15 protein-coding genes and 1 pseudogene are annotated in these 25,573 nt (G+C 68.2%); 8 read left to right on the top strand and 8 right to left on the bottom strand.

The window, feature by feature from the left end:
* Positions 1-15: 15 nt before the first annotated feature.
* On the top strand, positions 16-3,192 hold the full coding sequence (gene carB / locus BMX07_RS14735; RefSeq protein WP_090618834.1) for a carbamoyl-phosphate synthase large subunit: 3,177 nt from the start codon (positions 16-18) through the stop codon (positions 3,190-3,192).
* 208 nt (positions 3,193-3,400) lie between these two features.
* Positions 3,401-4,558, top strand: a complete 1,158-nt coding sequence (locus tag BMX07_RS14730; protein ID WP_090618832.1) for a WD40/YVTN/BNR-like repeat-containing protein — start codon at positions 3,401-3,403, stop codon at positions 4,556-4,558.
* A gap of 24 nt (positions 4,559-4,582) precedes the next feature.
* Here BMX07_RS14730 and BMX07_RS14725 read toward each other — a convergent pair whose 3' ends face one another.
* The gene (locus BMX07_RS14725) at positions 4,583-6,250 is read right to left on the bottom strand and encodes a hypothetical protein (RefSeq protein WP_090618829.1); all 1,668 of its coding nucleotides are present in this window, start codon (positions 6,248-6,250) and stop codon (positions 4,583-4,585) included.
* Between the two features lie 217 nt (positions 6,251-6,467).
* Between BMX07_RS14725 and BMX07_RS14720 the strand changes: the two genes are divergently transcribed.
* Complete coding sequence (locus tag BMX07_RS14720; protein ID WP_090618826.1) at positions 6,468-7,250, top strand: ABC transporter ATP-binding protein; 783 nt, start codon at positions 6,468-6,470, stop codon at positions 7,248-7,250.
* Positions 7,251-7,431: 181 nt separating this feature from the next.
* Positions 7,432-7,674, top strand: coding sequence for a DUF8015 family protein (locus tag BMX07_RS14715; RefSeq protein ID WP_090618823.1), 243 nt, complete (start codon positions 7,432-7,434; stop codon positions 7,672-7,674).
* A gap of 24 nt (positions 7,675-7,698) precedes the next feature.
* On the opposite strand, the gene BMX07_RS14710 is transcribed toward BMX07_RS14715, so the two are convergent.
* Positions 7,699-8,649: a hypothetical protein gene (locus BMX07_RS14710; RefSeq protein WP_090618819.1), complete on the bottom strand. Its 951-nt coding sequence runs from the start codon at positions 8,647-8,649 to the stop codon at positions 7,699-7,701.
* A gap of 154 nt (positions 8,650-8,803) precedes the next feature.
* Positions 8,804-8,956 (bottom strand): annotated as a pseudogene (locus tag BMX07_RS14705) (cupin domain-containing protein); the annotation flags it as partial.
* A gap of 101 nt (positions 8,957-9,057) precedes the next feature.
* Here BMX07_RS14705 and BMX07_RS14700 point away from each other — a divergent pair.
* The 3 genes from BMX07_RS14700 (at position 9,058) to BMX07_RS14690 (ending at position 16,559) form a co-directional block, all read left to right on the top strand.
* Positions 9,058-10,149 (top strand): endonuclease/exonuclease/phosphatase family protein, encoded by a 1,092-nt coding sequence (locus tag BMX07_RS14700; protein WP_090618816.1) that lies wholly within the window; start codon positions 9,058-9,060, stop codon positions 10,147-10,149.
* Between the two features lie 239 nt (positions 10,150-10,388).
* A complete protein-coding gene (gene folP / locus BMX07_RS14695) occupies positions 10,389-12,995 on the top strand; it encodes a dihydropteroate synthase (protein WP_090618814.1) in 2,607 nt (868 codons plus the stop codon).
* A 147-nt stretch (positions 12,996-13,142) separates the two neighbouring features.
* Positions 13,143-16,559, top strand: a complete 3,417-nt coding sequence (locus BMX07_RS14690) for a PAS domain S-box protein (RefSeq protein ID WP_090618810.1) — start codon at positions 13,143-13,145, stop codon at positions 16,557-16,559.
* A 30-nt stretch (positions 16,560-16,589) separates the two neighbouring features.
* Here BMX07_RS14690 and BMX07_RS14685 read toward each other — a convergent pair whose 3' ends face one another.
* From BMX07_RS14685 to BMX07_RS14675, 3 genes are read right to left on the bottom strand one after another with little or no spacing between them, the layout of a single operon-like run.
* Positions 16,590-20,303, bottom strand: a complete 3,714-nt coding sequence (locus BMX07_RS14685; protein WP_090618807.1) for a UvrD-helicase domain-containing protein — start codon at positions 20,301-20,303, stop codon at positions 16,590-16,592.
* Positions 20,296-21,348 carry a PD-(D/E)XK nuclease family protein gene (locus BMX07_RS14680; protein ID WP_090618804.1) on the bottom strand — a complete coding sequence of 351 codons (1,053 nt, stop codon included), beginning with the start codon at positions 21,346-21,348 and terminating at the stop codon, positions 20,296-20,298. Before BMX07_RS14680 ends, BMX07_RS14685 begins: the two co-directional genes overlap by 8 nt.
* Positions 21,341-23,599: a hypothetical protein gene (locus tag BMX07_RS14675; RefSeq protein WP_090618801.1), complete on the bottom strand. Its 2,259-nt coding sequence runs from the start codon at positions 23,597-23,599 to the stop codon at positions 21,341-21,343. Before BMX07_RS14675 ends, BMX07_RS14680 begins: the two co-directional genes overlap by 8 nt.
* A gap of 220 nt (positions 23,600-23,819) precedes the next feature.
* Here BMX07_RS14675 and BMX07_RS14670 point away from each other — a divergent pair, with 220 nt between their 5' ends.
* Entirely contained in the window at positions 23,820-24,224 is a 405-nt protein-coding gene (locus BMX07_RS14670) for a CBS domain-containing protein (RefSeq protein ID WP_090618799.1), read from the top strand.
* Positions 24,225-24,230: 6 nt separating this feature from the next.
* Here BMX07_RS14670 and BMX07_RS14665 read toward each other — a convergent pair whose 3' ends face one another.
* Both BMX07_RS14665 and BMX07_RS14655 read right to left on the bottom strand, forming a co-directional pair.
* Positions 24,231-24,614 carry a hypothetical protein gene (locus BMX07_RS14665; protein ID WP_090618798.1) on the bottom strand — a complete coding sequence of 128 codons (384 nt, stop codon included), beginning with the start codon at positions 24,612-24,614 and terminating at the stop codon, positions 24,231-24,233.
* A 628-nt stretch (positions 24,615-25,242) separates the two neighbouring features.
* Positions 25,243-25,521: a hypothetical protein gene (locus BMX07_RS14655; RefSeq protein ID WP_090618793.1), complete on the bottom strand. Its 279-nt coding sequence runs from the start codon at positions 25,519-25,521 to the stop codon at positions 25,243-25,245.
* Positions 25,522-25,573: the final 52 nt, after the last annotated feature.

Here is a 25,573-nt window from a genome sequence, read left to right as displayed (position 1 = left end):
GATTGGACAAGACAAATGAGTACGGACACCGCCGCAGACGGCGAGACGGGGGACGGACGCACGATCCTGTTGATCGGGAGCGGCCCGATCCAGATCGGACAGGCCGCCGAATTCGACTACTCGGGTGCGCAGGCCTGTCGGGCGCTTCAGGAGGAGGGCGCTCGCGTCGTCCTCGTCAACTCGAACCCCGCGACGATCATGACGGATCCGGAGATGGCCGACGAGGTCTACATCGAGCCCATCACGACCGACGCCATCGCCGAGATCATCCGGGCGGAGAATCCCGACGGCGTGATCGCCGGGCTCGGCGGCCAGACCGGGCTGAACGTCACCGCCGAGCTCGCCGAGGAGGGCGTCCTCGACGAGTACGACGTCGATATCATGGGGACGCCGCTGGACACGATCTACGCGACCGAAGACCGCGACCTCTTCCGCCAGCGCATGGAGAAGATCGGCCAGCCGGTTCCGAAGTCGACCACGATCTCGCTCGAGGACGGAGAGGAGGTCTCGGAACTGACCGAAGCGGACCTGAACGAGCGCGTGCAGGCTGCCGTCGACGAGGTCGGCGGACTCCCGGTCATCGCCCGGACGACCTACACGCTGGGCGGCTCCGGGTCCGGCGTCGTCCACGAGATGGACGAACTCCTGCGTCGCGTCCGCAAGGGACTGCGCCTCTCTCGTAACAGCGAGGTCCTCATCACGGAATCGATCGCCGGCTGGGTCGAGTACGAGTACGAGGTGATGCGCGACGCCGACGACTCGTGTATCATCATCTGCAACATGGAGAACATCGACCCGATGGGCATCCACACGGGCGAGTCGACGGTCGTCACGCCCTCCCAGATCGTCCCCGACGAGGGGCACCAGGAGATGCGCACCGCCGCGCTCGACGTCATCCGCGAGCTCGGCATTCAGGGCGGCTGTAACATCCAGTTCGCCTGGCACGACGACGGCACCCCCGGCGGCGAGTACCGCGTCGTCGAGGTCAACCCGCGGGTCTCCCGTTCGTCCGCACTCGCGTCGAAGGCGACCGGCTACCCGATCGCCCGCGTGACCGCGAAGGTCGCACTCGGCAAGCGCCTCCACGAGATCGACAACGAGATCACCGGCGAGACGACTGCCGCCTTCGAGCCCGCGATCGACTACGTCGTCACCAAGGTCCCGCGGTGGCCCAAGGACAAGTTCGACGACGTCGACTTCGAGCTGACGACGGCGATGAAGTCGACCGGCGAAGCGATGGCCATCGGCCGCTCCTTCGAGGAGAGCCTGCTGAAGGCGCTCCGCTCGAGCGAGTACGAACCCGACGTCGACTGGGCCGATGTCAGCGACGCCGAACTCGAGGAGCACTACCTCGAGCGGCCGTCGCCGGACCGTCCCTACGCGATGTTCGAGGCCTTCGAGCGCGGTTACACCGTCGACGAGGTACAGGAACTGACGGGCATCTTCGAGTGGTACACGGAGCGCTACAAGCGCATCGCCGACTCGACGCTCGCCGCCCAGGAGGGCGACTTCACCGAGGCGGCGATCGCCGGTCACACCAACGCGACGATCGCCTCGGCGGCCGGTGCGGACGTCGACACCGTCGAGACGGAAGTGCCCGGTCGAACCTACAAACAGGTCGACACCTGCGCGGGCGAGTTCAAGGCCGAGACGCCGTACTACTACTCCGCGCGCAAGTCCGAGTTCGAGTCCGGACCGCTGCTGGGTGACGCGGCCGCCGGCGAACTCGAGGTCGACCGCGACATCGAGAGCGTCATCGTCGTCGGCGGCGGTCCGATCCGCATCGGGCAAGGCGTCGAGTTCGACTACTGTTCGGTCCACGCGGTCCGCGCGCTGCGCGACCTCGGGATCGACGCCTACGTCGTGAACAACAACCCCGAAACCGTGTCGACGGACTACGACACGTCCGACGGGCTGTTCTTCGAGCCCATCACCGCCGAAGAGGTCGCCGACGTCGCCGAGGCGACCGGTGCGGACGGCGTGATGGTCCAGTTCGGCGGTCAGACCTCGGTCAACATCGGCGAACCGCTCGAGGACGAACTCGAGCGCCGCGAGCTGGACTGCGAGGTCATGGGCACGTCCGTCGAGGCGATGGACCTCGCGGAGGATCGCGACCGCTTCAACGCGCTCATGGACGAGCTTGGTATCGCCCAGCCGAAGGGCGGCACGGCCGTCTCCGAGGAGGAGGCGCTGGCGCTCGCTCACGACATCGGCTACCCCGTCCTCGTCCGCCCCTCCTACGTGCTGGGCGGGCGCGCGATGGACGTCGTCTACGACGACGAGGAACTCGAGACCTACATCGAGGAGGCCGTCCGCGTCGCGCCGGACAAACCGATCCTCGTGGACGACTTCCTCGAGGACGCGATCGAGCTCGACGTCGACGCGGTCTCCGACGGCCGCACGGTCCTCATCGGCGGCATCATGGAACACGTCGAGAGCGCGGGCGTCCACTCCGGCGACTCGGCCTGTATGATTCCGCCGCGTTCGCTCGACGAAGACACGCTCGAGCGCGTCCGCGAAGTCACCGAAGATATCGCCGCGGCGCTGAAGACGAAGGGACTGTTGAACGTTCAGCTGGCCGTTCGCGACGGCGAGGTGTACGTGCTCGAGGCGAACCCCCGCTCCTCGCGCACCGTCCCGTTCGTCTCCAAGGCGACGGGCGTCCCGATCGCCAAACTCGCGGCGCAGGTCATGGCCGGCGAGACGCTCTCGAGCCTCGATGCCGACGAGCAGATCCCCGACCACACCTCGATCAAGGAGGTCGTCCTGCCGTTCGACCGCCTGCCGGGCTCGGACCCGCGTCTCGGCCCGGAGATGAAGTCCACGGGCGAGGTCATGGGCACGGCGAGCGAGTTCGGGACGGCCTACTGGAAGGCCCAGCAGGCCGCCAACAACGCAGTCAGCGAGGGCACCGCCGTCGTCGACCTCGACGTCGACGGCTTCGAGGACCACTTCGAGATCGCCGAGTTCGACGACGTCCCACAGGCCATCCGCGAGGGCGAAGTCGACTTCGTCGTCAGCCGCGACCGCGACTCGCTGGAGATGGCCGTCGAGGAGGAGATCCCCTACCTCTCGACGGTCGCCAGCGCCGAGGCCTACGTCGAGGCGCTCGACAGCTTCGAGGGGGAACTCGAGGTGTCGTCGGTATCCGACCGTCCGAAAACGACGGACGAGTGGGGAACGGCGGAGTAACGTCGACTCGAGCGGGTCCGTAATCGCGCTCGACGCTAGCGTCCCCTGACGCTCACCGTTTGTCCGTCTTTTCCAGCCCCCGACGTCCGCCGTCTGTCCGCCCCTTTCGTGTCGGACCGCCGGTTCCCGCCGACGTTCGGCTCGGTCCAGAAATGTATACTATCTCACATCCTTTTCCCCGCTCGAGCGCTACCCCGGGTCGCGATCCATGCCCGAACAGACCAGACGCGACGTACTTCGGCTCGCGACCGCATCGACGGCCGCCGGCGTCCTCACGCTCGGCTCGGCGGCGACTGCACAATCGAACGACGGGGGGTGGACACAGGTCGAATCACCGACCGGGAAGGCGCTCAACGACGCCGTCGACACCGCCGCGGGGCCGTTCGCGGCGGGCGCGGACGGCAACGTCGTCGCTCGAGGCGAGGACGGCTGGCGGAAAGTCGTGGCGTACGGCCCGCAGGCACGGAACCGACGACTGACCGGCATCGACGCCACCGACGACGGCAAAGCGGTCTGGTTCGTCGGCGGAAGCGGCGTCATCGGTGAGTACAACGTCGAGACGCAGACGTTGACGAACTACTCCGCGCCGGGTGGCAAGACGAGCACGTGGGAGGACTGCGCCGTGCAGGGGGCCGCCGGCGAGAACGAGCGCGTCTCGTTCGTCAACGGCTCCGGCGAACTCCTCGTCGGCGTCCGGCAGGACAGCGGCGCGATGCAGTACGAGGAGGTGGTCAAACCCGGCGGCGGGTCGACGATCCCCGGCATCGACTACTACGCTCGAGAGGCGGGCCACGTCTGTACCACGAGCCAGTTCGTCGGCGAGACGACCGACGGCGGGGCGACGTGGGAACAGATCGGCATCGACTTCGCGGGTGGCGCGTTCTTCGATCTCGCGAGTCAGGGCGAGCGAGACGTGAACGTCGCCGCCGGCTCCGGCATCGTCTACCGCTACGACGGTTTTCGCTGGACGCCCCACGTCGTCGACGATCAGCGACGGGCCATCCGCGGCATCGACCGCAACGGGAGCGACGGGCTCGCGGCCGGTGACGGCGGTGCGATCTACGAGCGCCAGTCGGCCGGCCAGTGGCGACAGCACGACACGGCGGTGGAGACCAAACTGGACGGCGTCGCGATAGGTTCGTCGTACGCCGTCGCGGTCGGCGACGGCGGGACGATCCTCGAGCGGCAGGTCGGGAACGACGATCCCGCCGACGGCGACGACAACGAGACGACCACCGGCGACGACAACGAGACGAACACGACGGCGATCACGGCTGCGGCCCTCTCGCTGGACGCGTCCGCGGCCGAACCGTTGTCGGTCGAGAACTACGTCGAGGGGGAGTGGATCGACGCCTCGCAGTCCTGATCTCGTCGTCCCCCGACGGTCGACTCACTCGAACGCGTACCAGTCGAACCGCTCGACCGCGTACCGATAGGAGACGAACGGCGCGAGCAACCCGCCGACCAGGACGAGCCAGGCACCGACGGTGATCGAGCGGGCGGATACCGTCAGCTCGGGTCCCGGCGCCCACGCCGAAACCGTCGCGATCAGTCCGGCGATCGTCTCCGGGGCCTCGAGATACAACACGACGGCGGCGACCGCGGGGAGCATGATCGCCAGCGTGTAGACGAGGAACGCGGTCTTGCTCGGCATCACTGCTTCGCGATTGTTGGTGACGTTGACGCTGCCGAAGCGGGGAAAGGCCGAACCGATCCCGGACGCCAGCGCCGGCGTGACGACCGCCCCGACGACGGTTCCGGCGACGAGCGCGCCCGTTCGCTCGAGCGAGAGCGGGCTGACGATCCCCACGGCGAGCGACACGAGCAGCGCGATGGGGACGCTGACGAGCGCCCCGGCCACGATCCGGCCGCGAATCGCTTGCCGGCCGGTGAGCGTCGAGGTAACGACGGCGGGGAGCGCCGGTCCGAGATCGCCCAGCGGGTTGAGCGTGAACAGGGCCCCGGCCGCCCAGACGACGTACAGCGAGAACAGGACGGCCACGAACGACGGCAGCGTTCCGGCCTCGACGACCTGCTGGGCGAACCCGAACGTTCCGAGCAGCGGGTAGCCGACGTACGCCAGCCGGATCGGCGACCGTTTCGTTCGACGGATCGCCGTCACCGTCACCGTTCGGACCGGCCGCGAGATCCCGCCCGAGAGGAGCCCCTCGAGTCGATCGGACGACGGCTCCTCGTCGGTTTCGTCGTCGTCGGTGCGGGCCGGATCGGCGAACCAGTGCGTCTGCGCACCCCTGGTACCGACGGCGAGTGCGACGCCGACGACGACCACCGAGCCGACGACCGCGCCACCGATCACCGGTACCGACGGCTCGAGACCAGGGATACCGAGGACCAGCAGGTGGCCGGGCCACCCGAGCGGGCTGGCCTGCAGGTGCGTGAACAGCGTCGCCATGACGTCGTTGAGCCCGCCGGTCGCGATCGCACCGAAGTAGACGATCCAGAACGCGGCGAACAGCAGCGTCCGGTAGCGAGCGATCGGTTCGTAGGCGGTGAGCAGGTGGCGGACCCAGACGCCGACGCCGAACCCGACGGGGACGGCGGTCGCGAGGAGGGAGACGATCAGCAGCGACGCGGCGACGACCGGGAGCGCCGTTCCCGCGCCGGAGGCGAACGCGGCCGCGAAGAGCAACGTGGGCGGCAGGAGCCAGAGCGAAAAGAGCGCGACCTCCGCGGCGACGACGCCGACGACGGTGTTCCGAACGGACGTGGACAAGAGAAGAAATGCCGGTTCGTCGACGTCGGCCACCGTCGTGACCGCACGCATGACCGCCATGAGGACCAGAAACAGCCACAGGACTGCGGTCCCGCCGGTAACGAACTCGGTCGCTGTCGTCGCGTCGGCCGCGGAGAGCGTCCCGGTGGCGGCCTGCTCGCCGAGCTCCGGGATCACGAGGAGCCCGACGGCCGTCACCGGTCCGAGCGCGAACAGGGCGACCGCCGCCATCATGAGCAGTTTCGTTCGGCTTCCGGCGACGGCTCGAACGGTTCGCCGGACCTCCGTTCTCGTCACGGCGAGCGAGATCGGGGCGTGGACCATCAGCGGCCACCTCGTTTCGAGCGTGGGGAGGGGAAACGGACGGGTCTCATGGTCGAACTCGAGTTGCGCTCCGGGTAAAACTATTTGGATTTCTGTCATTCCATCGGTCGACGACTGCGACCGAGTTGCAGTGCGCCGTCGCAGCGAATATCCTTCCCGCTGGAGACGGACGCTGAACATGACATACCTTTAATTATATTCGGACGAAAAGGCGTATATGAGCCCTGTCGACGCCCTCGCCATCGAAACCGACGGACTGACGAAGCGATACGGCGAGACGACCGCCGTCTCCGATCTGACGATGGATGTCGAGCGCGGCACGGTCTACGGCTTCCTCGGCCCGAACGGCGCGGGGAAGACGACCACGATGCGGATGCTGACGACGCTCACGAAACCGACCGCCGGGACGGCCCGCGTCGCCGGTCACTCCATCCAGGATCGGGAGTCGGTCACCCCGCACATCGGCTACCTGCCCGAGGAGCCGCCGGTCTACGACGAACTTACCGGTCGTGAACAGCTCGAGTACGCGGCCGGCCTCCGCGACATGCCCGAGGAGGCGGCGAGCGAGCGCATCGAGTCGCTGCTCGAGCGGTTCGACCTCCTCGAGGACGCCAACAAGCGTATCGAGGACTACTCGAAAGGGATGCGACAGAAGGTCGGCGTCATTCAGGCGGTGTTGCACGAACCGGCCGTCGCCTTCCTCGACGAGCCGACGAGCGGGCTCGACCCCCGCGCCGCGCGGACGATGCGGGACACCATCGCGGAACTGGCCGACCGCGAGATGACGATCTTCCTCTCGACGCACATCCTCCCCGTCGTCGACGAACTGGCCGACGAGATCGGCGTCCTCCACGACGGAGAACTCGTCGCCGAAGGCGACCCCGAGACGCTCAAGTCCCGCGCCGAGACCGGCGATGCCCGCAGTCTGGAGGACGCCTTCCTCGAGATCACCCGCGAGCCTGGCGAGGAGGGGCTGGCGGCGGGGCGGGCTGCCGAGTAACGCGAGCGATTCGCGCCGAGGGTTCGAACCGCGTCGCCCGCCCGGCCAGCGGGAGCCGATCCCCCACTCGCGCTTAGACCGGCTGAGAGACACCGAGGGTGGCGGAGCAGCGTTCTGTGCAACTCTCTTCCGAACGATTTTAGTCGGTGGCCGCCGTACGGCCGCCCGGTGGTGAGCGTCGATGCTGCAGAGAGACATCACCGGGTTCGATACCGTCGTTCGGCTCGCCGATCGCGTCTCGTCGATCGACCGATACGATCTCCTGCTCGGGCTGATTCCGACCGCGTTCGCGGCCGCGTTCCTCGCCGGTCGCGTCTTCGGCCTCCCCCTCGAGGCGACCCTGCTCGGCGGCGTCGCGGTCGCCTCGCTCGCCCTGTTCGACGGCCTGTTCTTCCGGCCGCCCACCGGCCTGCAGGGCGCGTAAGCGTCCTGTCGCGGTGCCCTCGAGTCACCGCCCGCCGGTGAACGATTCGATCGTGACCGCGATCGCGTCCTCGCGCGGAACGTCGCGGACGCCGTAGACCGTCGGGTAGGCCCCGGCGGCGGGATACACCTGCGGCTGCGGTATCTCGTACCGGTTGCAGCCGGTCACGGTCTCGAGGTAGCGCTTCGTCAGCATCGGTTCGACGAACGTAAGCTCGCCGCGTCCGTCGCCGTTCGTATCGTACGCACCCCAGATGAGCGTGTGCGTGAACTGACCGCCGCTGAACTCAGACGCTCCGGGGTCGATCAGGTGTTCGCCCATGTCCGTCACGACTGCGGCGTCGTCGTCGAGTGTCGGTTCCGGTACGCGTGTATACCCCTCCGGCAGCCGTGGGTTCGGAATCGAATACGTCGCCGGGTGTAGGCCCTCGATGGCGTCTACCGTCTCCGCAGCGAGCATGTGGAAGTGGACGTCGACGTGTGGGCGATCGTAGATCCCCGGCGGCGGATGGCCTGTCGGATTCCAGGTCAGCCCGAGGAACGTAAACGGCGTCGCCGACGTCTCGGGAAACGGAACGAAAAACTCCTGTGACCACGCGTGGTGGATTTCGACGGCCGCTCCGTCGGGCCCGTATTTATCCCCGGGTTCGCCGCGTTCCGCCCGAGCTCGGAGCGCCGACGCGGACGGGAGGCCGGTGAGTGCATCGCGCTCGAGAACGACGCCGTGGTATCTCGGTTCGTCCGATGGCGTGACCGTGGTGAACGTTCGGACCTCGCCGTCGCCGAGCGTCACGGGATCGCTCCACGTGGTGTGCTTCCGCGGTGGAAACTGCCGGTCAGTCGTGTTCCCGGCGACGGTCTCGGGTACGCCAAGCGTCGCTCCGACACACGCCACGGCGCGGAGGAACGTTCGTCGATCGCCGATCCGCCGACCACTCGCTCGCCGGGTTCGATATGAGTCGTTCGTTCCTGTCATGGAGTGCCTCCGCTATCGATACACCTCTCACACGACCAACACCCTATACTAATTGGTGATGAGCGATGGGAGTAACACGCACCGACTGGTTTTGCGTGTGGGGAGCCAAGCGGATCCCGTTCTCCGATGGGTCGTTCCGTCAGGGATCGATGACGCCAGGCTCGACCGCGTGCTCGTCGTCGCCGTCGCGGACGACCCCGGTGCCGGAGCAGGTGTGGATGGCAATGTCGCTACCGGGTGCGTGGACCGGGATGAACTGTCCGGGTTCGAAGTAGCCGCAGACGACTTTCATCTGGTCGGTCTCGAAGTATCGAAACGAGCGCGGATATTACGTTCGAGGGACAACAAATACAATGTATGGTACTGTAAACTTATTAGTCTGTTCGGTCCGTAAACAGGAGTAGAGGCATGACCAATGACACGCATCCTCCGGCCGTTCGACGGCGAACAGCGATAAAAGCCGGCGCGGCCGGAATCGGCGGCGTCGTACTCGGCGCGTCGGGGCTTCCGGTCGCCGGTCGAGCGGCCCCCGAGTCGTATCGATTCCTGTGGGTAAACTCGTGGCTCACAGACGGCATCGAAGGCGTTCTCGGCTCTTCGCTCAACGTTGCGGCGAAACCGCAGTATCAAGAACGCGCGGTCGAACTCGGCCGACGGCTTGGCGAGGGAGGGTACGACATCGTCGGCCTCTGTGAAGTGTTCAACGACGAGCAGGACAGCGTCGAGACCGAGTACGTCGACGTCGTCGGGTCCGGAGAAGCGATTCCGGGACCTGAGCCCGACGGCGGCGAAAAGGGCGCGGGGTTGCTCGATCTAGTTTCGAACGTCGAGGTCACCGATCAAGCGACGATCGAGTACGAGGCGGAGCCGGATGGTAATCTGACCTACGTCGACGCACACGTCGGCAAGGGCGCCAACTACGCCGAACTAGATCTCGGCCCCGGAGCGGTGGATCTGTTCACGACGCATCTAGTGACCGGATCGCTCCTTCCGTGGGCCGACGGCGGCGACGAGGACATCCCGGCGCTCCGCGGCCAGCAGCTCAACGAACTAGGGGAGTTCGTCGACGAACAGAGCAGTCCGGAAAACGTGACCGTCGTCGCTGGCGATTTCAACATCGCGCCGGACGGCGAGGCGGCCGACGACCTCGAGGCGTTCGCGGCCGACGCCGGCCTGAACGACGCGTGGCTCGACCACGGGAGCGGCCCGGGCGGCACGAATGACGGCGCGATTATCGACGGCTGTGCGTTCGATCCGAACGATGCACCGCCGGCGTACTGCCCGATCGACGACGCAGGCAAGCGAATCGACTACGTCTTCCTCGAGGCGCCCACGGCCGACCACGCGATGGAACTGAACGTCGAAGCCATGGATCGTCGCGTATTCTGGCGTGAACGCGCGTCGCCGGACCAGTTCTACGCCGACGACGCCGAAGAAGTTCCGAACTACGTTACCGACCACGTTGGCCTGGAACTGTCGCTGACTGCGACGAGCGCGTGAGACCAACCGCGCCGATCGGATCGATCGTCTCCGCAATCGGTTCGGCGCATCGACCCCGGCGGCTGGCGGCCCCCTGGTGATCGCCGGCGAACTGCTGCGTGCGGTGCTCGAGGTGGCGCTCCGAGCGGCCGCCGTCGATCGATTCGTTCCCGCGTAGCTGCCGTCGATCGGTGACATCCACAACCCGGCTCGAAACCCGAGTCCGACACCCTAAAGCGGGCGGACTCTGTGGTTCGGATATGGAGTATCACGAGGCGGCGGACTTCTTATTCGATCTGCGGCGGTTCCGCCCGAAGCCGGGCACCGAGTCGACGGCCCGGCTGCTGGCCCACCTCGAGAACCCTCACGAGAACGTCGACTACGTCCAGATCGCCGGCTCCAACGGGAAGGGGAGCACGGCCCGAATGCTCGAGCGCACCCTGCGGGAGGCCGGCTACTCCGTCGGCCTCTACACCTCGCCGCACCTTGAGGACCTCCGCGAGCGCGTGCGCGTCGACGGCCGGAAGATCCCCCGAGCGGCGGTCAGTGACTACGTCGACTCCGTTCGCGAGTACGTCACCGAGCGGGCCGCCGACGGCGAATCCCCGACCTTCTTCGAGACGATGACCGGCATGGCGCTGTGGCAGTTCGGCCGCGAGGACGTGGACGTCGCCGTCCTCGAGGTCGGTATCGGCGGCAGGTACGACGCCACGAGCGTCGTCGATCCCGTCGCCAGCGCCGTCACGAGCGTGACGCTGGAGCACACGGGTATCCTCGGCGATACCGTCGAGGAGATCGCCCGCGACAAGGCCCACGTCGTGCCGGCCGACGCGCCGCTCGTGACGGGCGTCACCGGGAGCCCGCTCGAGGCGGTCCGCGAGGTGGCCGGCGACGTGGTAACCGTCGGAACGGGGCCGGAGAGAACCGACGACGATGGATCGGAACCGCAGCCGCGACCGGACGTTCGCGTCGCCTACGACGGACGGGCCAACCACACCGAAGCGGCCGTCTCGATCGACGGTCCCGACTGGGACCTCGAGACGCGAATCCCGCTGCTGGGCGAACACCAGGCCGAAAACGCGGGGATCGCCGCGACCCTCGCTCGGCAGGTCGGTGACGTCTCGGACGCCGATCTCGAGCGCGGGTTGCGGAGCGCTCACTGGCCGGGACGGTTCGAGGTGCTCGACACCGAGCCCCTGATCGTCCTCGACGGTGCGCACAACCCGGGTGCCTGCGAGGGGCTCGCCGAGACGCTCGGGACGTACGACTACGACCGCCTCCACCTCGTCTTCGGCGCGATGCACGACAAGGACCACCGCGAGATGGCCGCTGCGCTGCCGACCCCGGACGCCGTCGTCGCGACCGAACCGACCCTCGACCGCGCCGAGGATCGGGCCGTCCTCGCCGAGGTCTTCGCGGCTGCCGGTGCCGGCGCGGTCCGCACCGAGGCCGCGGTGCAGGACGCCCTCGCGACGGCGCTCGCCGACGCCGACGACGACGACTGCGTGCTCGTCACCGGCTCGCTGTACGCCGTGGCGGAGGCTCGATCGCGGTGGACCCGCACCGACGTCCCGAAGCACGTCCGCGACCTCGCGGACGCCCGCGACGCCCTCGAGGAAGCGAACGTCGCCGCGGGCGACGTCGAGCGGCTGGATGGCGACGCCGTCCATCGGGTCGTCAGGACGGTCCTCCGTGACCGACAGGCGACCGTCCTCAAAGAGGAGCTGCTGCGCCTCGGCGGGGAGTGTGCCCTCTCGGGCCTCGAGCGGGACGACGAGGCCGTCGACGCCGTGTTGATGGGGACGCTCGCCCAGTTCGAGGCGCTCGTCGACGCGCTCGAGACCCGGACCCGGCCCCACGGGTTGGCCGACGTCGCCCGGGAGTTACGGGACACGCTCGAGCTCGACGCCGGAGCCGAGCCGACCGTCGACGTCGGGAGGGACGCGGACGCGGGAGCCGACGGCGACGGTGCAGCCGCGACGACGGGAACGGACGACCGGTCCGCGACCCCCGACCGGACGGCCGACGGCTCGAGCGGCCCGGACTACCCCTGGGGGGATCGGACGGCCGTGATGGGCATCCTGAACGTCACTCCCGACAGCTTCCACGACGGCGGTGAGTACGACGCGCTCGAGGACGCCGTGGCCCGCGCGGAGTCGATGGTCGCGGCCGACGCCGACGTGATCGACGTCGGTGGGGAGTCCACGCGACCCGGGGCAGACCCCGTCTCGGTCGACGAGGAACTGGACCGGGTCGTCCCGGTGATCGAACGGATCGCAGACCTCGACGCGCTGATTTCGGTCGACACCCGCCGGGCCACCGTCGCGGACGCCGCGCTCGCAGCCGGTGCCGACATCGTCAACGACGTGTCGGGACTCGAGGACCCCGAGATGCGCTTCGTCGCCGCCGAGCACGACGCGGGATTGGTGGTGATGCACAGCATCGACGCGCCGGTCGTGCCGGACCGCGACGTCGAGTACGACGACGTCGTCGCGGACGTGATCGATCAGCTCTCCGAGCGGGTGCTGCTGGCCGAAAAGGCCGGCCTCGACCGGGACCAGATCGTCGTCGATCCCGGCATCGGCTTCGGCAAGTCCGCGAGCGAGAACTTCGAACTGCTCGACCGCATCGACGAGTTCCGGGCGTTGGGCTGTCCGGTGCTGTTCGGTCACTCCCACAAATCCATGTTCGAACGGGTCGGCCGCGAGGCCGGCGAGCGACTCGAGGCGACCGTCGCAGCCACCGCCCTCGCGGCCGACCGCGGGGCCGACCTGATTCGCGTTCACGACGTTCCCGAGAACGTCGCCGCGGTCCGGACCGCGCTGGCGGCCCGGGAGCCGGACCGGTTCGACTGGACCTCCTCGTAGTTGCCGCTGTCGACGGAGACCCCGCTCCGCACAGGCTGGCGGGTGGTGCGGTTCGGTCCGTGGCTGCGGTCAGGGAGACGCGACGCCGACCGGGGACGCGATGCACCGGGACGGAGCTTATACGCCTTCGTCACTTTTTCCGCGGACATGAGCGACCGAGCGGACGCCCCGGGGTTGACGTTCTGGGGGGACGTCGACGAGTCCGAGGCGCTTCAGCGGTATCGAACGCTCGTGGACATCGTCGACGATGCCATCTACCAGCTCGATCCCGACGGGCAGTTCGTCGCGGTCAACGACCGTCTCGTCGAGTTGACCGGCTACACGCGCGACGAACTTCTCGGAGCGACCGTTTCGCTCGTCATCGACGAGGACGATCACGAGCGGATCGGACGGCACATCGACGCTCGCCTCGAGACGGGCGAACGGCCGCAGCAACCGTTCGAACTGACGGTACGGACTGCCGACGGGGAGACGATCCCCTGTGAACTCCGATCGAGTCTCCTGATCGACGACGGCGAATTCCGGGGAACCGTCGGCATCGTTCGAGACGTGAGCGATCGGAAGCGCGCCGAGGCCATCATCGAACGCCGGGAGCTGGAACAGGAGCTCCGCGAACGGGAACGACAGCTCTCGACGCTGATCGACAACGTTCCTGGAATGGTCTACCGCTGTCGGAACGAGCGGGGCTGGCCCATGCAGTTCGTCAGCGATGCCTGTCGGGACATCACCGGCTACGAGCCCGAGGCGCTCGAGCGCGGGGACGTCGTCTGGGGCGAGGACGTCGTGGTTCAGGCGGACCGTCGGGACCTCTGGGAGGCGGTGCAACGCGAGGCTGGCGATGGGGGGACGTTTTCGGAGACCTACCGGATCGAAACCGCGGACGGCGACCGGCGGTGGGTCAGGGACTACGGCCGCGGCGTCTTCGACGACGACGGCGACCTGGTCGACGTCGAGGGGATCATCGAGGATATCACCGAGCAGAAACGCCGCGAGCGGGAGCTCGAACTGTTCCGCGTTCTGCTCGACCACTCCACCGACAGCGTGCTGGTCATCGATCCGGACACCGGTCGGTACCTGGACGTCAACGAGACGGCCTGTCGACGCCGCGGCTACTCTCGGGAGACCTTCCTGGACCTAACCGTCCCCGATGTCGAAACCGGGCTTCCCGATCGGGACGCCTGGCAGTCCTTCGTCGATGACCTGCGAGCGGAGGGGACGATCACGTTCGACGGCCGCCACCGGCGAAGGGACGGGACGACCTATCCCGTGGAAGTCAACGCGTCCTACGTCGAACTGGATCGGGGGTACGTGCTCGCTATCTCCCGGGACGTTACCGAGCGACGGGCGCGCGAACGGGAACTCGAGCGCAAGGAGCGCCGATACGAGGCCGTCTTCGAGGACCCGAACATCCTCGTCGGGTTGCTCGAACCGGACGGAACGGTACTCGACATCAACGGGACGGCGATGGAGTACATCGAGGCCAACCTCGAGGCTGTGATCGGCGAGCCGTTCTGGGAGACTCCCTGGTGGGGCGAATCCGCGGCCGTCCGAGACGACGTCGAGGAGTGGACTGCACGGGCGGCGGCCGGCGAGTACGTCGACTTCGAGACGGAGCTCACCGGCCCGGACGGCCAGCGGTACGCGCTCAGCGGTTACTTCCGGCCGGTCACGAACGACGACGGCGAGGTGGTGTCGATCATCGTCTCGGACCGCGATATCACCCAGCGAAAGACGCGCGAGCGGACACTCCAGCGGTACGAGCGGATCCTGGAGACGATCGACGACGGCGTCTACGTCCTCGACGGGGACAGCCGATTCCTCACCGTAAACGAGGCCTTCGCGACCATGCTCGACCGCGACCGCGAGTCGCTGGTCGGCGAGCACGCCTCGTCGGTGTTCCGGAAACCGAAGGTCGACCGAGCCGAGCGACTCCAGCGGGAGCTGATCGAGGGCGAAACCGACATCGCGGAACTGGACGAGCGCGTCAAAGCGGCCGACGGCGAGATCCCGGTCGTTACCCGGCTTACCCCCTTCGAGACCGACGACGAGGTCGGTCGCGCTGGCGTCGTTCGCGACGTCTCCGAACGCGAGGAGCGCAAGCGCGAACTCGAGCGGAACAAGGAACAACTCGAGACCCTGTTCGAGGTCCTCCCGGTCGGTGTCGTCGTCGCGGAGGCCGACGGGGAGCTCGTCGCGGCCAACGACACGGCACACGACATCTGGGGCGGGGACGTGTTCGACGCCGACTCCGTCGAGGATTACAAGCAGTACCCGGTGTGGTGGGCCGACTCGGGCGAGCGAGTCGAGCCCGAAGAGATGCCGCTGGCCCGAGTACTTCGCGGCGAGGCGGTCACCGAACCGGACGTCTTCGAGATCGACGCTGCCGACGGCGAACACCGGTGCGTCGAGGTGGAGGGAATGCCGATCCGTGACGACACCGGCGAGGTGGTTCGCGGGGTCGTCACGATGAGCGACGTTACCGACCGCAGGCGGGCCCAACGCCGACTTGCGGCGTCCGAACGACGGTACCGGACGCTCGTCGAGAACTTCCCGAACGGTGCAGTGGCGCTGTTCGACGAGGACCTCCGGTACACGGCCGCCGGCGGGGCGATTCTGGAGGGAGTCGGCGTTTCGGCGGACGAGATCGTCGGCAAGACCCTCTGGGAGCGCTACCCGGCGGATCTGGCCGCGCAGTTCGAGCCGAACTTTCGAGCGGCGCTCGACGGCGACCCCAACACCCTCGAGATCGAGTTCCACGACCGCCACTGGTTCGTGCACACGCTCCCGGTCGAGAACGACGACGGTGACATCGCCGCCGGCATGGTACTGGTGCAGGATATCACGGAACGCCGAGAGTATCAGCGAAAGCTCGAGGCGTCGAACGAACGCTTGGAGCAGTTCGCGTACGCCGTCTCGCACGATCTGCAGGAACCGCTGCGGATGGTGACGAGCTACCTCCAGTTGCTCGAGGATCGGTACGGCGAGGTCTTCGACGCGGACGGCGAGGAGTTCCTCGACTACGCCGTCGACGGCGCGGAGCGCATGCGCGCGATGATCGACGCACTCCTCGAGTACTCGCGGGTCGAGACCCGGGGCGATCCGCTCGAACCGACCGACCTGAACGAGGTGGTCGACGACGTGCTCACCGACCTCCAGTTGCGGATCGAGGAGACCGACGCCGAAATCGCGACCGAGTCCCTGCCCGTCGTCGACGGCGATGCGGATCAGCTTCGGCAGGTGTTCCAGAACCTGCTGTCGAACGCGCTCGAGTACAGCGGCGACGAGCCGCCGCGGGTCTCGGTCACGGCCGAGCGTGCGGGCTCGATGTGGCGGGTTTCGGTCAGCGACCGGGGGATCGGCATCGACCCCGAGGAACAGGATCGGATCTTCGAGGTGTTCCAGCGGCTTCACACACACGAGGAACACGCCGGAACCGGAGTGGGGCTCGCGCTGTGCGAGCGGATCGTCGAACGCCACGGCGGCGACATCCGGGTCGACTCCGAGCCCGGCGCGGGGACGACGTTCTCGGTTACGCTCCCCGCCGCGAGCGGTCGCGAGACGTGACCGCTCCGGACCGAACACGAGCGGCTCCCGTCAGTCGTCACCCGTCGCGTCGGTTCCGGGCGCGTACTCGTCCGGCCCACAGCCCAGCGACCGGTGGGGACAGTGCCGGCAGTGCTCGCCGGACGTCGTCTCGGCGAACGACGGCTCGTCGACAGCTTCGAGCGTCTCGAGCACCGACTCCCACGGCGGCAACTCGCCGGGCTCGAAGAGATCGACGCGGGGGCCGTCGACGTCGCCGACGTAGACGTAGCCGGCGGCCGACAGCGGCTCGTCGAACCGGTCCGCGCAGGCCCGCAGGTACAGCGAGAGCTGGACCGCGTCTGTGGGCGCGATCCGCTCGGCCGTCGTCTTGTAGTCGAGGACGGCGAGTCCGCCGTCGGGAAGCCGTCGGACCGAGTCCACGTAGCCGACCACGTCTCCCGTCACGCCGGCCACGTCCTCGAGCGCGAAGGGCAGCTCCGCGGCCAGCGTCTCCCAGTCGGCGATCGGCCGGTCGAACGCGGGTGCGCTCGCCCCGAAGTAGCGGTCGACGCAGGCGAGCACGGCCTCGCGGTGCTCGAGCAGATCCCGCGCGGTGAGCTGTCGGACGGCAGCCTCCCGCCAGGCCTCGCGGGTGCGGTACTCCCGGTGGAAGGCCTCTTCGGCGACGTCGTGGAAGACGGTGCCGACGACTCGCGACGCCGAGTCGTCGGTCGCCGCGGACGGCCCGCCGTTCGTCTCGGGCTCCGCGGCGTCTCCCGCGGCTGCGCCGATCGGATCGTCGATCGCCCGGACGACGTGATCGAGGTAGTGCTTCCGCGCGCAGGTCTCGTAGGTGTCCATCGCCGAGTAGCTGTGTCGCATCGCGACCGGCAGCTCGGTCGCGGCCGCGAGCGTTTCGACGGGGAACCGGACCGTGTCGGCCGTCAGCGCGGAGAGACGCCGCCCGCTCGGAATTCGGGTCCGACTCGGCCCCGGTCGGTCGTCGCTCCCGCCCTCGAGGCCGCCGTGGCTCGCGGCGTCGGCGGCCGGCAACAGCGATCCGTCGCGGAGCAGCCGGCCCAGCCGGTGGACGGTCGCGATCGCCTCACGGGTCTCGAGGGGTTCGACGGGGCGGTCGTCGGAGTCGGCGTCGTAAGTGATCGTTCCCGGGCTCTCGCCGGCCGAGGCGGCGATCTCGTCCGTCCGGTCGACGACCGTCTCGGGGTAGGTCTCGCGGACGCGCTCGACGCTCTCGGTCAGCGACGACCACAGGTTCATCCGCTGGCCGGTCACCGACCACTCGATATCGGCAGCCAGACAGGTCTCGGCCGTCGACGCCGCGAGTTCGTCGGCCGCGCCGTCGTAGTCGTAGTCGGAACCGAACAGGAACAGGTGCTCTTCGGCCCGGGTGAGCGCGACGTGGAGCACCCGCCACTCCTCGCCGACCCGCTCGGCCGCGAGATCGGCGAGCAGGGGGGCATCGACCTCGTCGTCCAGCGTCGCAGCGAGCAGCCGATAGCGGGCCCGTTCGACGTAGTCGCCGTCGACGCACCACTCCTCGTCCGAGAGGAAGGGGACGAGGACCGTATCGAACTCGAGACCTTTGGCCTGATGGACCGTCATCACGTCGACGCTGTCCGCCGATCGGCTCCCGCGGGCCCGGTCGCTCCCGCCGCTCCGGAGCGTCCCCGCGAGCGCCTCGACGAAGTCGGTCGTCAGCGACTGGACGACGCCGTCGGCGGTGTAGGCCTCGACGAACCGCTCGATCCGGTCGAACTGCGCGCGCTCCTCGCTCGCGCAGAACCACTCGATTCGGGTCAGTTCCCGGAACCGGCGCAGAAAGCCCGAGAGCGGGTAGACGTCGCGGAACCGCTCGAGGGCGGCGACGTGATCGCGAGCCGTCTCGAGCCGCTCGGGGTGCTCGAGGTCGAGCGCCGCCGGATCGGCCGCCGTCACCGCGTCGTACAGCGAGCCGTCCTGCCGCTGTAGCGTCGCGAGATCCCCCTCCGTGAGCCGGTAGCGGTAGAGCAGCACGCGCCGGAGGTGGGCGTCCGCGGTCGGCTCGACGAGGATGCGGAGGTACGAGAGGACGGTCCGAATGCCGGGGGAGATCTCCCCCCGGGGCGAGCCGGAGATCTCGTAGGGGATCTGCAACTCGCGGAGCTCCTCGGCCACCGCCTGCGCGTGGCGGTTGGTCCGGACGATGACCGCGATGTCGCCCAGCGAGCGCCGGGGGACGTTCGCGGCCTCCCCGTTGAGCAGCCGCGAGACCGTCGTCGCGACTTGCTCGGGGGTCGACTGCGGGACCGCGTCGCTCTCGATCTTGACGACCCGATCCGGCGGCTCGCGCTCGTCGTACGTGCCGGCCGTCCGGCCGTCCTCCCGCAGCGTCTTCGAGGACTGCGGGCCGTAGTCACAGGCGTTGGTCAGGTCCAGGATCTCCTGTCGCGAGCGGAAGTTGAGTTCGAGCTCGATTCCCCGGTGGTCGTCGTAGGCGTCGGCCAGCCGGTCCAGCCCCTCGCGGTCCGTGCCGCGCCAGCCGTAGATCGCCTGGTCCTTGTCGCCGATCGCGAGCAGATCGGGTCGGTCGGCGCCGTCCGTGAGTTCGGTGAGCAGCGCGAACTGCGTCTCGTCGGTGTCCTGGAACTCGTCGCAGTAGACCTGGCTCCACCGGTCGGTGATCTCCGCGGCGATTCTGTCGTCGTCCAGCAGGCCGGTCGCCGTCCGCACCAGTTCGTCGAAGTCCATCGTCCGCTCGCGCTCGAGGTGCGCGTGGTAGTCCGCGTAGACGTCGGTGTAGTGGCGGGCGAGCCGCAGAAACTCGACGTAGTGTTTCAGGCGACCGAAGGGGGTCTGTTCGATCCGGCTCGTCGCCTGTCCCCAGATCCGGTTGCCGAACAGCGCCCGCGGCAGGTGTTTCGTCGTTCGGTCGTCCAGCGAGAGCGTGTCGATCGTGTTCGTCACGCACGTCTGCAGCACTCGGAGGTACTGATCGATATCCCGAACCAGGTCGTCGTCGCGAAAGGCTTCCGGCGCTTCCGCGATCTTCTCCCGGCAGAACGAGACCAGTTTCCCGTAGTCGACCAGCGACTCCCGGGCCGTCTCGAGGTGGTCGTCCCGGTTGAAGTAGCGCAGCGCCTCGTTGTCGAAGGACAGCTCCTCGCCGGCGGTCCGCTCGAGCCACAGGACGAACTCGTTGCACAGTTCGAGGGTTCGCACCGGCGGCAGTCCCGACTGGAGGTCCGCGGGCGTGACGTCCTCCTGACTCATCGCCCGAATAAAGCGGTCGACCGAATCCGTGAGGTCGGCCGACGAGCCGTCGTTGCGGGTCGACGCGGCCGCGAAGCCGTAGTCGTTTTCGGTGAGCAACCGGCCGATGATCCGCCGCCGCGTGCGCTCGGTGACGACGTCGAACTCGGGCGAGTACCCCAGGTAGTAGGCGTACTCGCGGACGAGCCGGTAACAGAACGAATGATAGGTGTAGACGTCGATCGCCGCCGCGGCGTCGGGATCGAGCCGCTCGGCGACCGCCGCGCGAATGCTCGCGGCGGCTTCGTTCGCGAAGGTCAACACGAGCACGTCGTCGGGATCGACCTCCCCCCGTTCGATGGCGCGCTCGATCCGGACGAGCATGGTCGTCGTCTTTCCGGTGCCGGCTCCCGCGTCGACCGAGGTACAGGCCGCGCGACTGTCGATGACCGTCTGCTGATTGCCTCTCGGCTCGACCCCGTCGGCGGCGACGAGATCCCGGGCGTCCGCCGTCGGCCGTCCCTCCTCAGCCATCGAAGCGCACCTCCTGGGCGATGTACTCCTGACAGCAGACGGTGTAGTCACAGTCGGGGCAGGCGTGTTCCGCGATCCGCTCCCACCGCTCGGACGGATCGAACGGTCCCGAAATCAACCGGGCGGCGACCGCGGCGAGCCGATCGTCGACGGTGTCGTTCCGATGCTCGTGAGTCATGCCGTAGGTGTGGTGATCGATGTAGACGTCGGTCAGATCGGCGACTTCGAGGCTCGTCTCGACGGTGCCCCGCACCCAGTTCACCGTCGTCCTCGACCGATCGGCCAGCGGGATCTGGACGTAGCGACAGGTCCGGTCCTCGAGCTCGAGTCGGTCGCGGAGGCCGCGGAGGCCGTCGAGGACGACCGCGGTCTCGAAGAGCGCACCGACCGGGTCCGGGTCGAACGCGTCGGAATCGGCGTCGAAGTGATCGGCGAACAGTTCGGCGACGTCGCCCTCCCACTCGGACCGGTAGCGCAGGCGACCCAGCGGCGCGAGCGTCGGGACGAACCGGACGCCGACGATCGACGAGCCGTCGCCGTAGACGTAGTCGACCGTCGCGTCGATCGTTACCGCGTCGCCCTCGCGTCCGTCGTCGGCCGTCGCGCTCGACGCCGAGATCCCGATCGTCCTCGAGAGCGGCAGTCGCGGCCCGATCAGCTCGCCGCGGGCCGCGTCGTCGTCCAGCCGCTCGATCCCCGCCGCGTGGTCGGCCCCGACGCGCTCGAGGTACGCGGACAGGGTCGCCTCGAGCACCCGGCGTTCGTGGCGGCGCTGCGTCGCGGAGTGGAACGGCTCGTCGTGGTCGGTCCAGCGCGTCGCGAGTCGATCGCGGGCGACGGCCTCGAGTTCCTCGCGATCCGTCTCGCCGCTCCGGAGCGCGTCGCAGATGGCGGTCCGCAGCAGGTCGACGCGGTCGTCGATCGCGTCGTCGTCGCCGCCCTCGAGGCCGTGGACGTGGGCGAACTCGTATCGGCGGGGGCAGTGGAGCGCGGTCCGGAGGCCGTCGATGTCGAGCGGTGGGCCGGTCGCCGCGGCGTCAGTCACGGCGGACCACCTCGCCCGCAGCGAACTCGAACTGCGATCGGACCGCCTCGGCGAGCTCGTCGTCGACGTCGCCGTCCGCGAGCACGACCGCGATCTCCTCGAACAGCGCCTCCGTCTCGCCGAGATCCGCCTCGCCGCCGGTGCTGGCCTCCCGGAGCACCCGCTCGAGTTCGCCGCGGGGCTGGTCGAGCAGCGCTTCGAGCGCGTTCGTCTCGCCGTGGATCGCCGCGTCGGCGGCGGCGTCGACGTCCTCGAGCGCGAGCCCGGGCGTCGACTCGAGCAGTTTCAGGTAGCGCGACTCGTCGTAGGTCCGGCGCAGCCCGCCGGAGCCGCGCTCGTAGGAGCACACGTAGAGTGCGCGTTCGGCGGCCCGGGAGCCGAGCGCGAGCCGGCGGCGCGCTCGCTGGGCGTGGTAGGTTTCGAACGGATCGCCGATATCGGCGTCGGCCGTCTCGAACGTGTCAGCGACGTCCTCGAGCGACGGGGCGGTCACCGCGGGGTAGGCCGGCATCTCCCGCAGCCAGGCCGTCGGGAACAGTTGCGTGAGGAACTGTTCGCCCGGATAGGTTTCGTCGATCAGATCGAGCAGGAAGACGGCCGTCCGCGAGTCGTACTTCAGGTCGTCGACGGCGCAGACGGTGACGCCGCCGGCCGGCGGCCGCGTCTCGACCGCGTGGACGTAGGGCGCGTCGTACTGGATCGTCCGCCGGAGCATCCGGCGCAGGCCCTGCCAGTCCGGGCCTACGAGGTCCGTCTCCTCGACGAACCGGGCGATCTCGAGGACCCGCCGGAGCCCCGCGTACTGCTCGCGGGCGTCGATCCAGTCCTCCTCGCGGGCGATCCGCCCCTTCAGATCCGTCCGGCGGACCCAGCGCTCGAGCGAGCGACGAACGCTCGAGCCGTCGGTCTCCGCGAGGAGGGCCGGCGAGAAGTCCGGAACGCGGGCACGGAGGCGGTTCAGCGAGGCGGTTCGCGGATCGCTCGAGTCGCGTGCGGACGCGTCGGGCTCGGCCGGGGCCAGCGCGTCGCCGTCGCGGGCGCGCTCGCACTGCAGCGTGACGACCGCGTAGAGTTCGTTCACCGCGGGGTCCTCCGCGAGCGATGGCGTGCCGACCGTCGCGGTCGGGACGCCCGCCTCCCGCAGCCGCCGTCTGGTTTCGGGAACTCGCTCGATCCGCGGGACGGCGACGGCGAACTCGTCGGCGGCCCAGCCGTGGCGGTCGCGCAGCGACTGGATTTCGGTGGCGACCGCCCGGACCTGTTCCCGGGCGGTCTCGGTGCGGATACGTCGGGCGCGGCCCGTCGGGTTCACGCCCGTCTGCCCGTCTCCGTCTTCGGGAGCCGCGGCTCGCGTCGGCGGCTCGCCGGTCGCGAGGAATCGCGTGATCGCTCGGTGCGGCGGCGTCTCGTCCGCGTCGCGTTCCGCGCCGGCGTCGAGCGGTTCGATCTCGAGGCCGGCCTCGGCCGCGATCGCCGCGACGCGGCCCGGTTCGACTCGCGTCCGCTCGACGCTGGCGTGGCGTTCGCCGAGACAGACGAGGTCGGCGTCGCCCGTGAGCGCCGCGAGATATCGCCGGTCGAGCCGTCGGTACTCCTCGAACTCGACGGCGAGGACGGCGTCGACGGAGGCGGTGACGCGGGTCCGAAGTCCGTCCGCGTTCCGCTCGAGCAGGTCGACGGCGCGCGGGACCACGTCCGCCCGCTCGACGTATCCGCGGTCGTCGAGCTCCGCGTGGAACCGGTCGTTCATCGCGTAGAGGAACGCCAGACAGTCGTGGGGGTCCTCGACCGCGAGCTCGTCGAGCCGGAGCCGCTGTCGGGTCGCCTCGAGCAGCAGTTGTCCGACGTCGCGGGCGAAGCTCTCGTGGTCGGCGGCGCGCTCGAGGTACGCGGGCACCGCGCGGCTCGCCCCGTCGATCACCAGCGAGATGAGCTCGATACGTTCCTCGTACTCGAGGCGGTCGAGCGTCGGATCGAACTCCTCGATGGTCTTCGAGGCATGTTCCGGGAGAGACTCGACGCGGGGCGAGCGGGGACCACCGTCGGCCCGCTCGCGGTCGGCGTCGGCGAGCGCGTCGATCAGGGGCTCGAGGCCCGCCGGATGCCGTTTCAGGACCAGCACGTTTCGCGGGCCGTACTCGTCGGCGAGCGCGGCGTACTCGGCGGCGACGCCGGCGAACACGTCGCTACCCGATGCGGGTGCGGGACGGAGTTTGCAGACGCCGTCGAGTGCGGGCGGGGGAGACGCCATCGGTCGTACGTCACCGAGTATGGCGGAATTGCTACTTAAATGTGGGCACGTGGTGGAGACGACGCTCGAGTCGAACGCGGTCGACCGCCGATCGGCCCGACGAGCCGACCCGACGGATGTCGAACCCGCCGACGCGACGGATGTCCGGGCGGGGGCCGTTCCACCGGTCGAGGGTTCCGACTCCGACAATCCTTATAGTGTTTAACCAATAGTATTCCGTATGGAGGATATTTTCGTCGCGCGAGTCATGTCCTCGTCGCTGCACACGGCGGCGCCCGACACGCTCGTCGAGGAAGCGGCACAGGAAATGCTCGAGAACGGAATCGGATCGGTCGTCATCGTCGACGACGACAACCAGCTCGAGGGGATTTTGACGACGACGGACTTCGTCCGGATCGTCGCCGAACAGCGGCCGAAGGATCAGACGCCGGTCTCGAAGTACATGAGTACCGACGTCGTGACGGCCTCGGCCCAGGACAGCATTCGCGACGCCGCGGACGTGATGGTCGAACGCGGCTTCCACCACATCCCCGTCGTCGACGAGGACGAGGGCGTCATCGGGATGGTGACGACGTCGGATCTGGCGGGGTACCTGTCCCGCGAGCAGTCGCCGAGCCCGGAGTAATCCGCCTCAGTGCCGGCCGGCGTCGTCGCCGTCGCCCGTTCCATCCGCGCGATCGGGGTCGGCGTCCGCTTCGGTCATCCAGCGCACGATATCGTCGAGTCGATCGCGGAGCGTCCGCGCCTCGATCGGCGTCAGCTCGACGTCGGCGTGACCCGTGCCGTGGTCGCCCGCCATCGCGTCGATGCTCAGTACGATCCGGTGCCCGTCCGCCGACTCGGGTCGTACCGACACGTCGGCCCGGTCGGGGTAGTCCCGCGGCGGCCCGAGCTCGAGGTCGGTCTCGCCGCGCGTCACGCCGATCCGAACGCGCTCGGAGTGCTCGAGGTCGAACGAATCCGTTCGCGCCTCCTCGATCGGCGTCGGCTCGTCGCGAGTGCGGTCGTCCGTCATACGCGACGGTTGTCCGGCCGTCCCCTTGGCTGTACTCCCGGCTGGCTCTCCCCCGCGTCCGTTCGGACCGAGCGGCTGCGCCGAGTACGGTCACCGGGTCGACCCCGTTCGCTCGAGGATCGCGGGACGAACGGCCCGAAATCCGCGGTCCGCGCGGCGATCGTCGCGATCCGGAGCGCGTAGCTCAGCAACACCATGAACGGGTGGGAGACGAGTACGATGCCCGCAGCGGCGCTCGCCAGCCGATGGCCATCATCCCCAAGTGCGTTTTCGAGCGTCGATGAGTCCGATCACGACGGTGCGTAACGACATCCAACAACGATCAGGCCCTCCCGTCAAGGACGACGTACTCTCGAGCGCCACGACGATGAGCGATGATCGAAGCGCGGAGCAACTCCGTCTGGGAGCGTCGCCTCCAGCAGACATTCGCATCCCTCCTCCATCGCACAGTGCTCCGTTTGGGGCTCTCCTCGAGATAGGGCACGTCTGGCACCAGAACCGGTGACCAGCGCTCCTCATCTTCGGCGTGATGTTCCCTGTCTACGTCTGGCACCCGCGCGTCACCGGGGTCCTGTCGATCCGGATAGCTACCCAGTAGTCGAGGTGCCGTAACGATTCTCTCAACTGCTTACTCGTCAAACGGTTCTGTGACGCTTTTTCCCATTCGATACTTCTTCCAGAGCGTGTCATTGAAACCCACGATAGCAAATCCGAGACCAACGGCTATGATGATTTTCTTGAATGAATTGTGGCCCGGCAGAAACACTGCTACTGTGAGTATGGCAAACATTATTATCGTCATTACAAAGGTCTGATACTCTGTCGGAGGAATGTTAAGCACATGTCGGATAAATAGTCCAATTAATGCTATACCGACCATGAGCAAGAGATGTATTGCGTATTCCATAGTATTATTAAACAAACGTTCACGCTTGATATTATCTATTCAGTCAATTCTC

Source organism: Natrinema salaciae (genome assembly GCF_900110865.1).
Taxonomy (GTDB): Archaea; Halobacteriota; Halobacteria; order Halobacteriales; family Natrialbaceae; genus Natrinema; species Natrinema salaciae.
This window is presented reverse-complemented; position numbering and strand designations above follow the sequence as displayed.

What these genes read in the sequence shown, in the direction of transcription:
- BMX07_RS14700 (WP_090618816.1), top strand. Translation starts at nt 9,058, where the DNA reads ATGACCAATGACACGCATCCTCCGGCCGTTCGACGGCGAACAGCGATA.
- BMX07_RS14720 (WP_090618826.1), top strand. Translation starts at nt 6,468, where the DNA reads ATGAGCCCTGTCGACGCCCTCGCCATCGAAACCGACGGACTGACGAAG.
- BMX07_RS14725 (WP_090618829.1), bottom strand. Translation starts at nt 6,250, where the DNA reads ATGGTCCACGCCCCGATCTCGCTCGCCGTGACGAGAACGGAGGTCCGG.
- BMX07_RS14670 (WP_090618799.1), top strand. Translation starts at nt 23,820, where the DNA reads ATGGAGGATATTTTCGTCGCGCGAGTCATGTCCTCGTCGCTGCACACG.
- BMX07_RS14675 (WP_090618801.1), bottom strand. Translation starts at nt 23,599, where the DNA reads ATGGCGTCTCCCCCGCCCGCACTCGACGGCGTCTGCAAACTCCGTCCC.
- carB (WP_090618834.1), top strand. Translation starts at nt 16, where the DNA reads ATGAGTACGGACACCGCCGCAGACGGCGAGACGGGGGACGGACGCACG.
- BMX07_RS14690 (WP_090618810.1), top strand. Translation starts at nt 13,143, where the DNA reads ATGAGCGACCGAGCGGACGCCCCGGGGTTGACGTTCTGGGGGGACGTC.
- BMX07_RS14665 (WP_090618798.1), bottom strand. Translation starts at nt 24,614, where the DNA reads ATGACGGACGACCGCACTCGCGACGAGCCGACGCCGATCGAGGAGGCG.
- folP (WP_090618814.1), top strand. Translation starts at nt 10,389, where the DNA reads ATGGAGTATCACGAGGCGGCGGACTTCTTATTCGATCTGCGGCGGTTC.
- BMX07_RS14715 (WP_090618823.1), top strand. Translation starts at nt 7,432, where the DNA reads ATGCTGCAGAGAGACATCACCGGGTTCGATACCGTCGTTCGGCTCGCC.
- BMX07_RS14730 (WP_090618832.1), top strand. Translation starts at nt 3,401, where the DNA reads ATGCCCGAACAGACCAGACGCGACGTACTTCGGCTCGCGACCGCATCG.
- BMX07_RS14685 (WP_090618807.1), bottom strand. Translation starts at nt 20,303, where the DNA reads ATGGCTGAGGAGGGACGGCCGACGGCGGACGCCCGGGATCTCGTCGCC.
- BMX07_RS14710 (WP_090618819.1), bottom strand. Translation starts at nt 8,649, where the DNA reads ATGACAGGAACGAACGACTCATATCGAACCCGGCGAGCGAGTGGTCGG.
- BMX07_RS14655 (WP_090618793.1), bottom strand. Translation starts at nt 25,521, where the DNA reads ATGGAATACGCAATACATCTCTTGCTCATGGTCGGTATAGCATTAATT.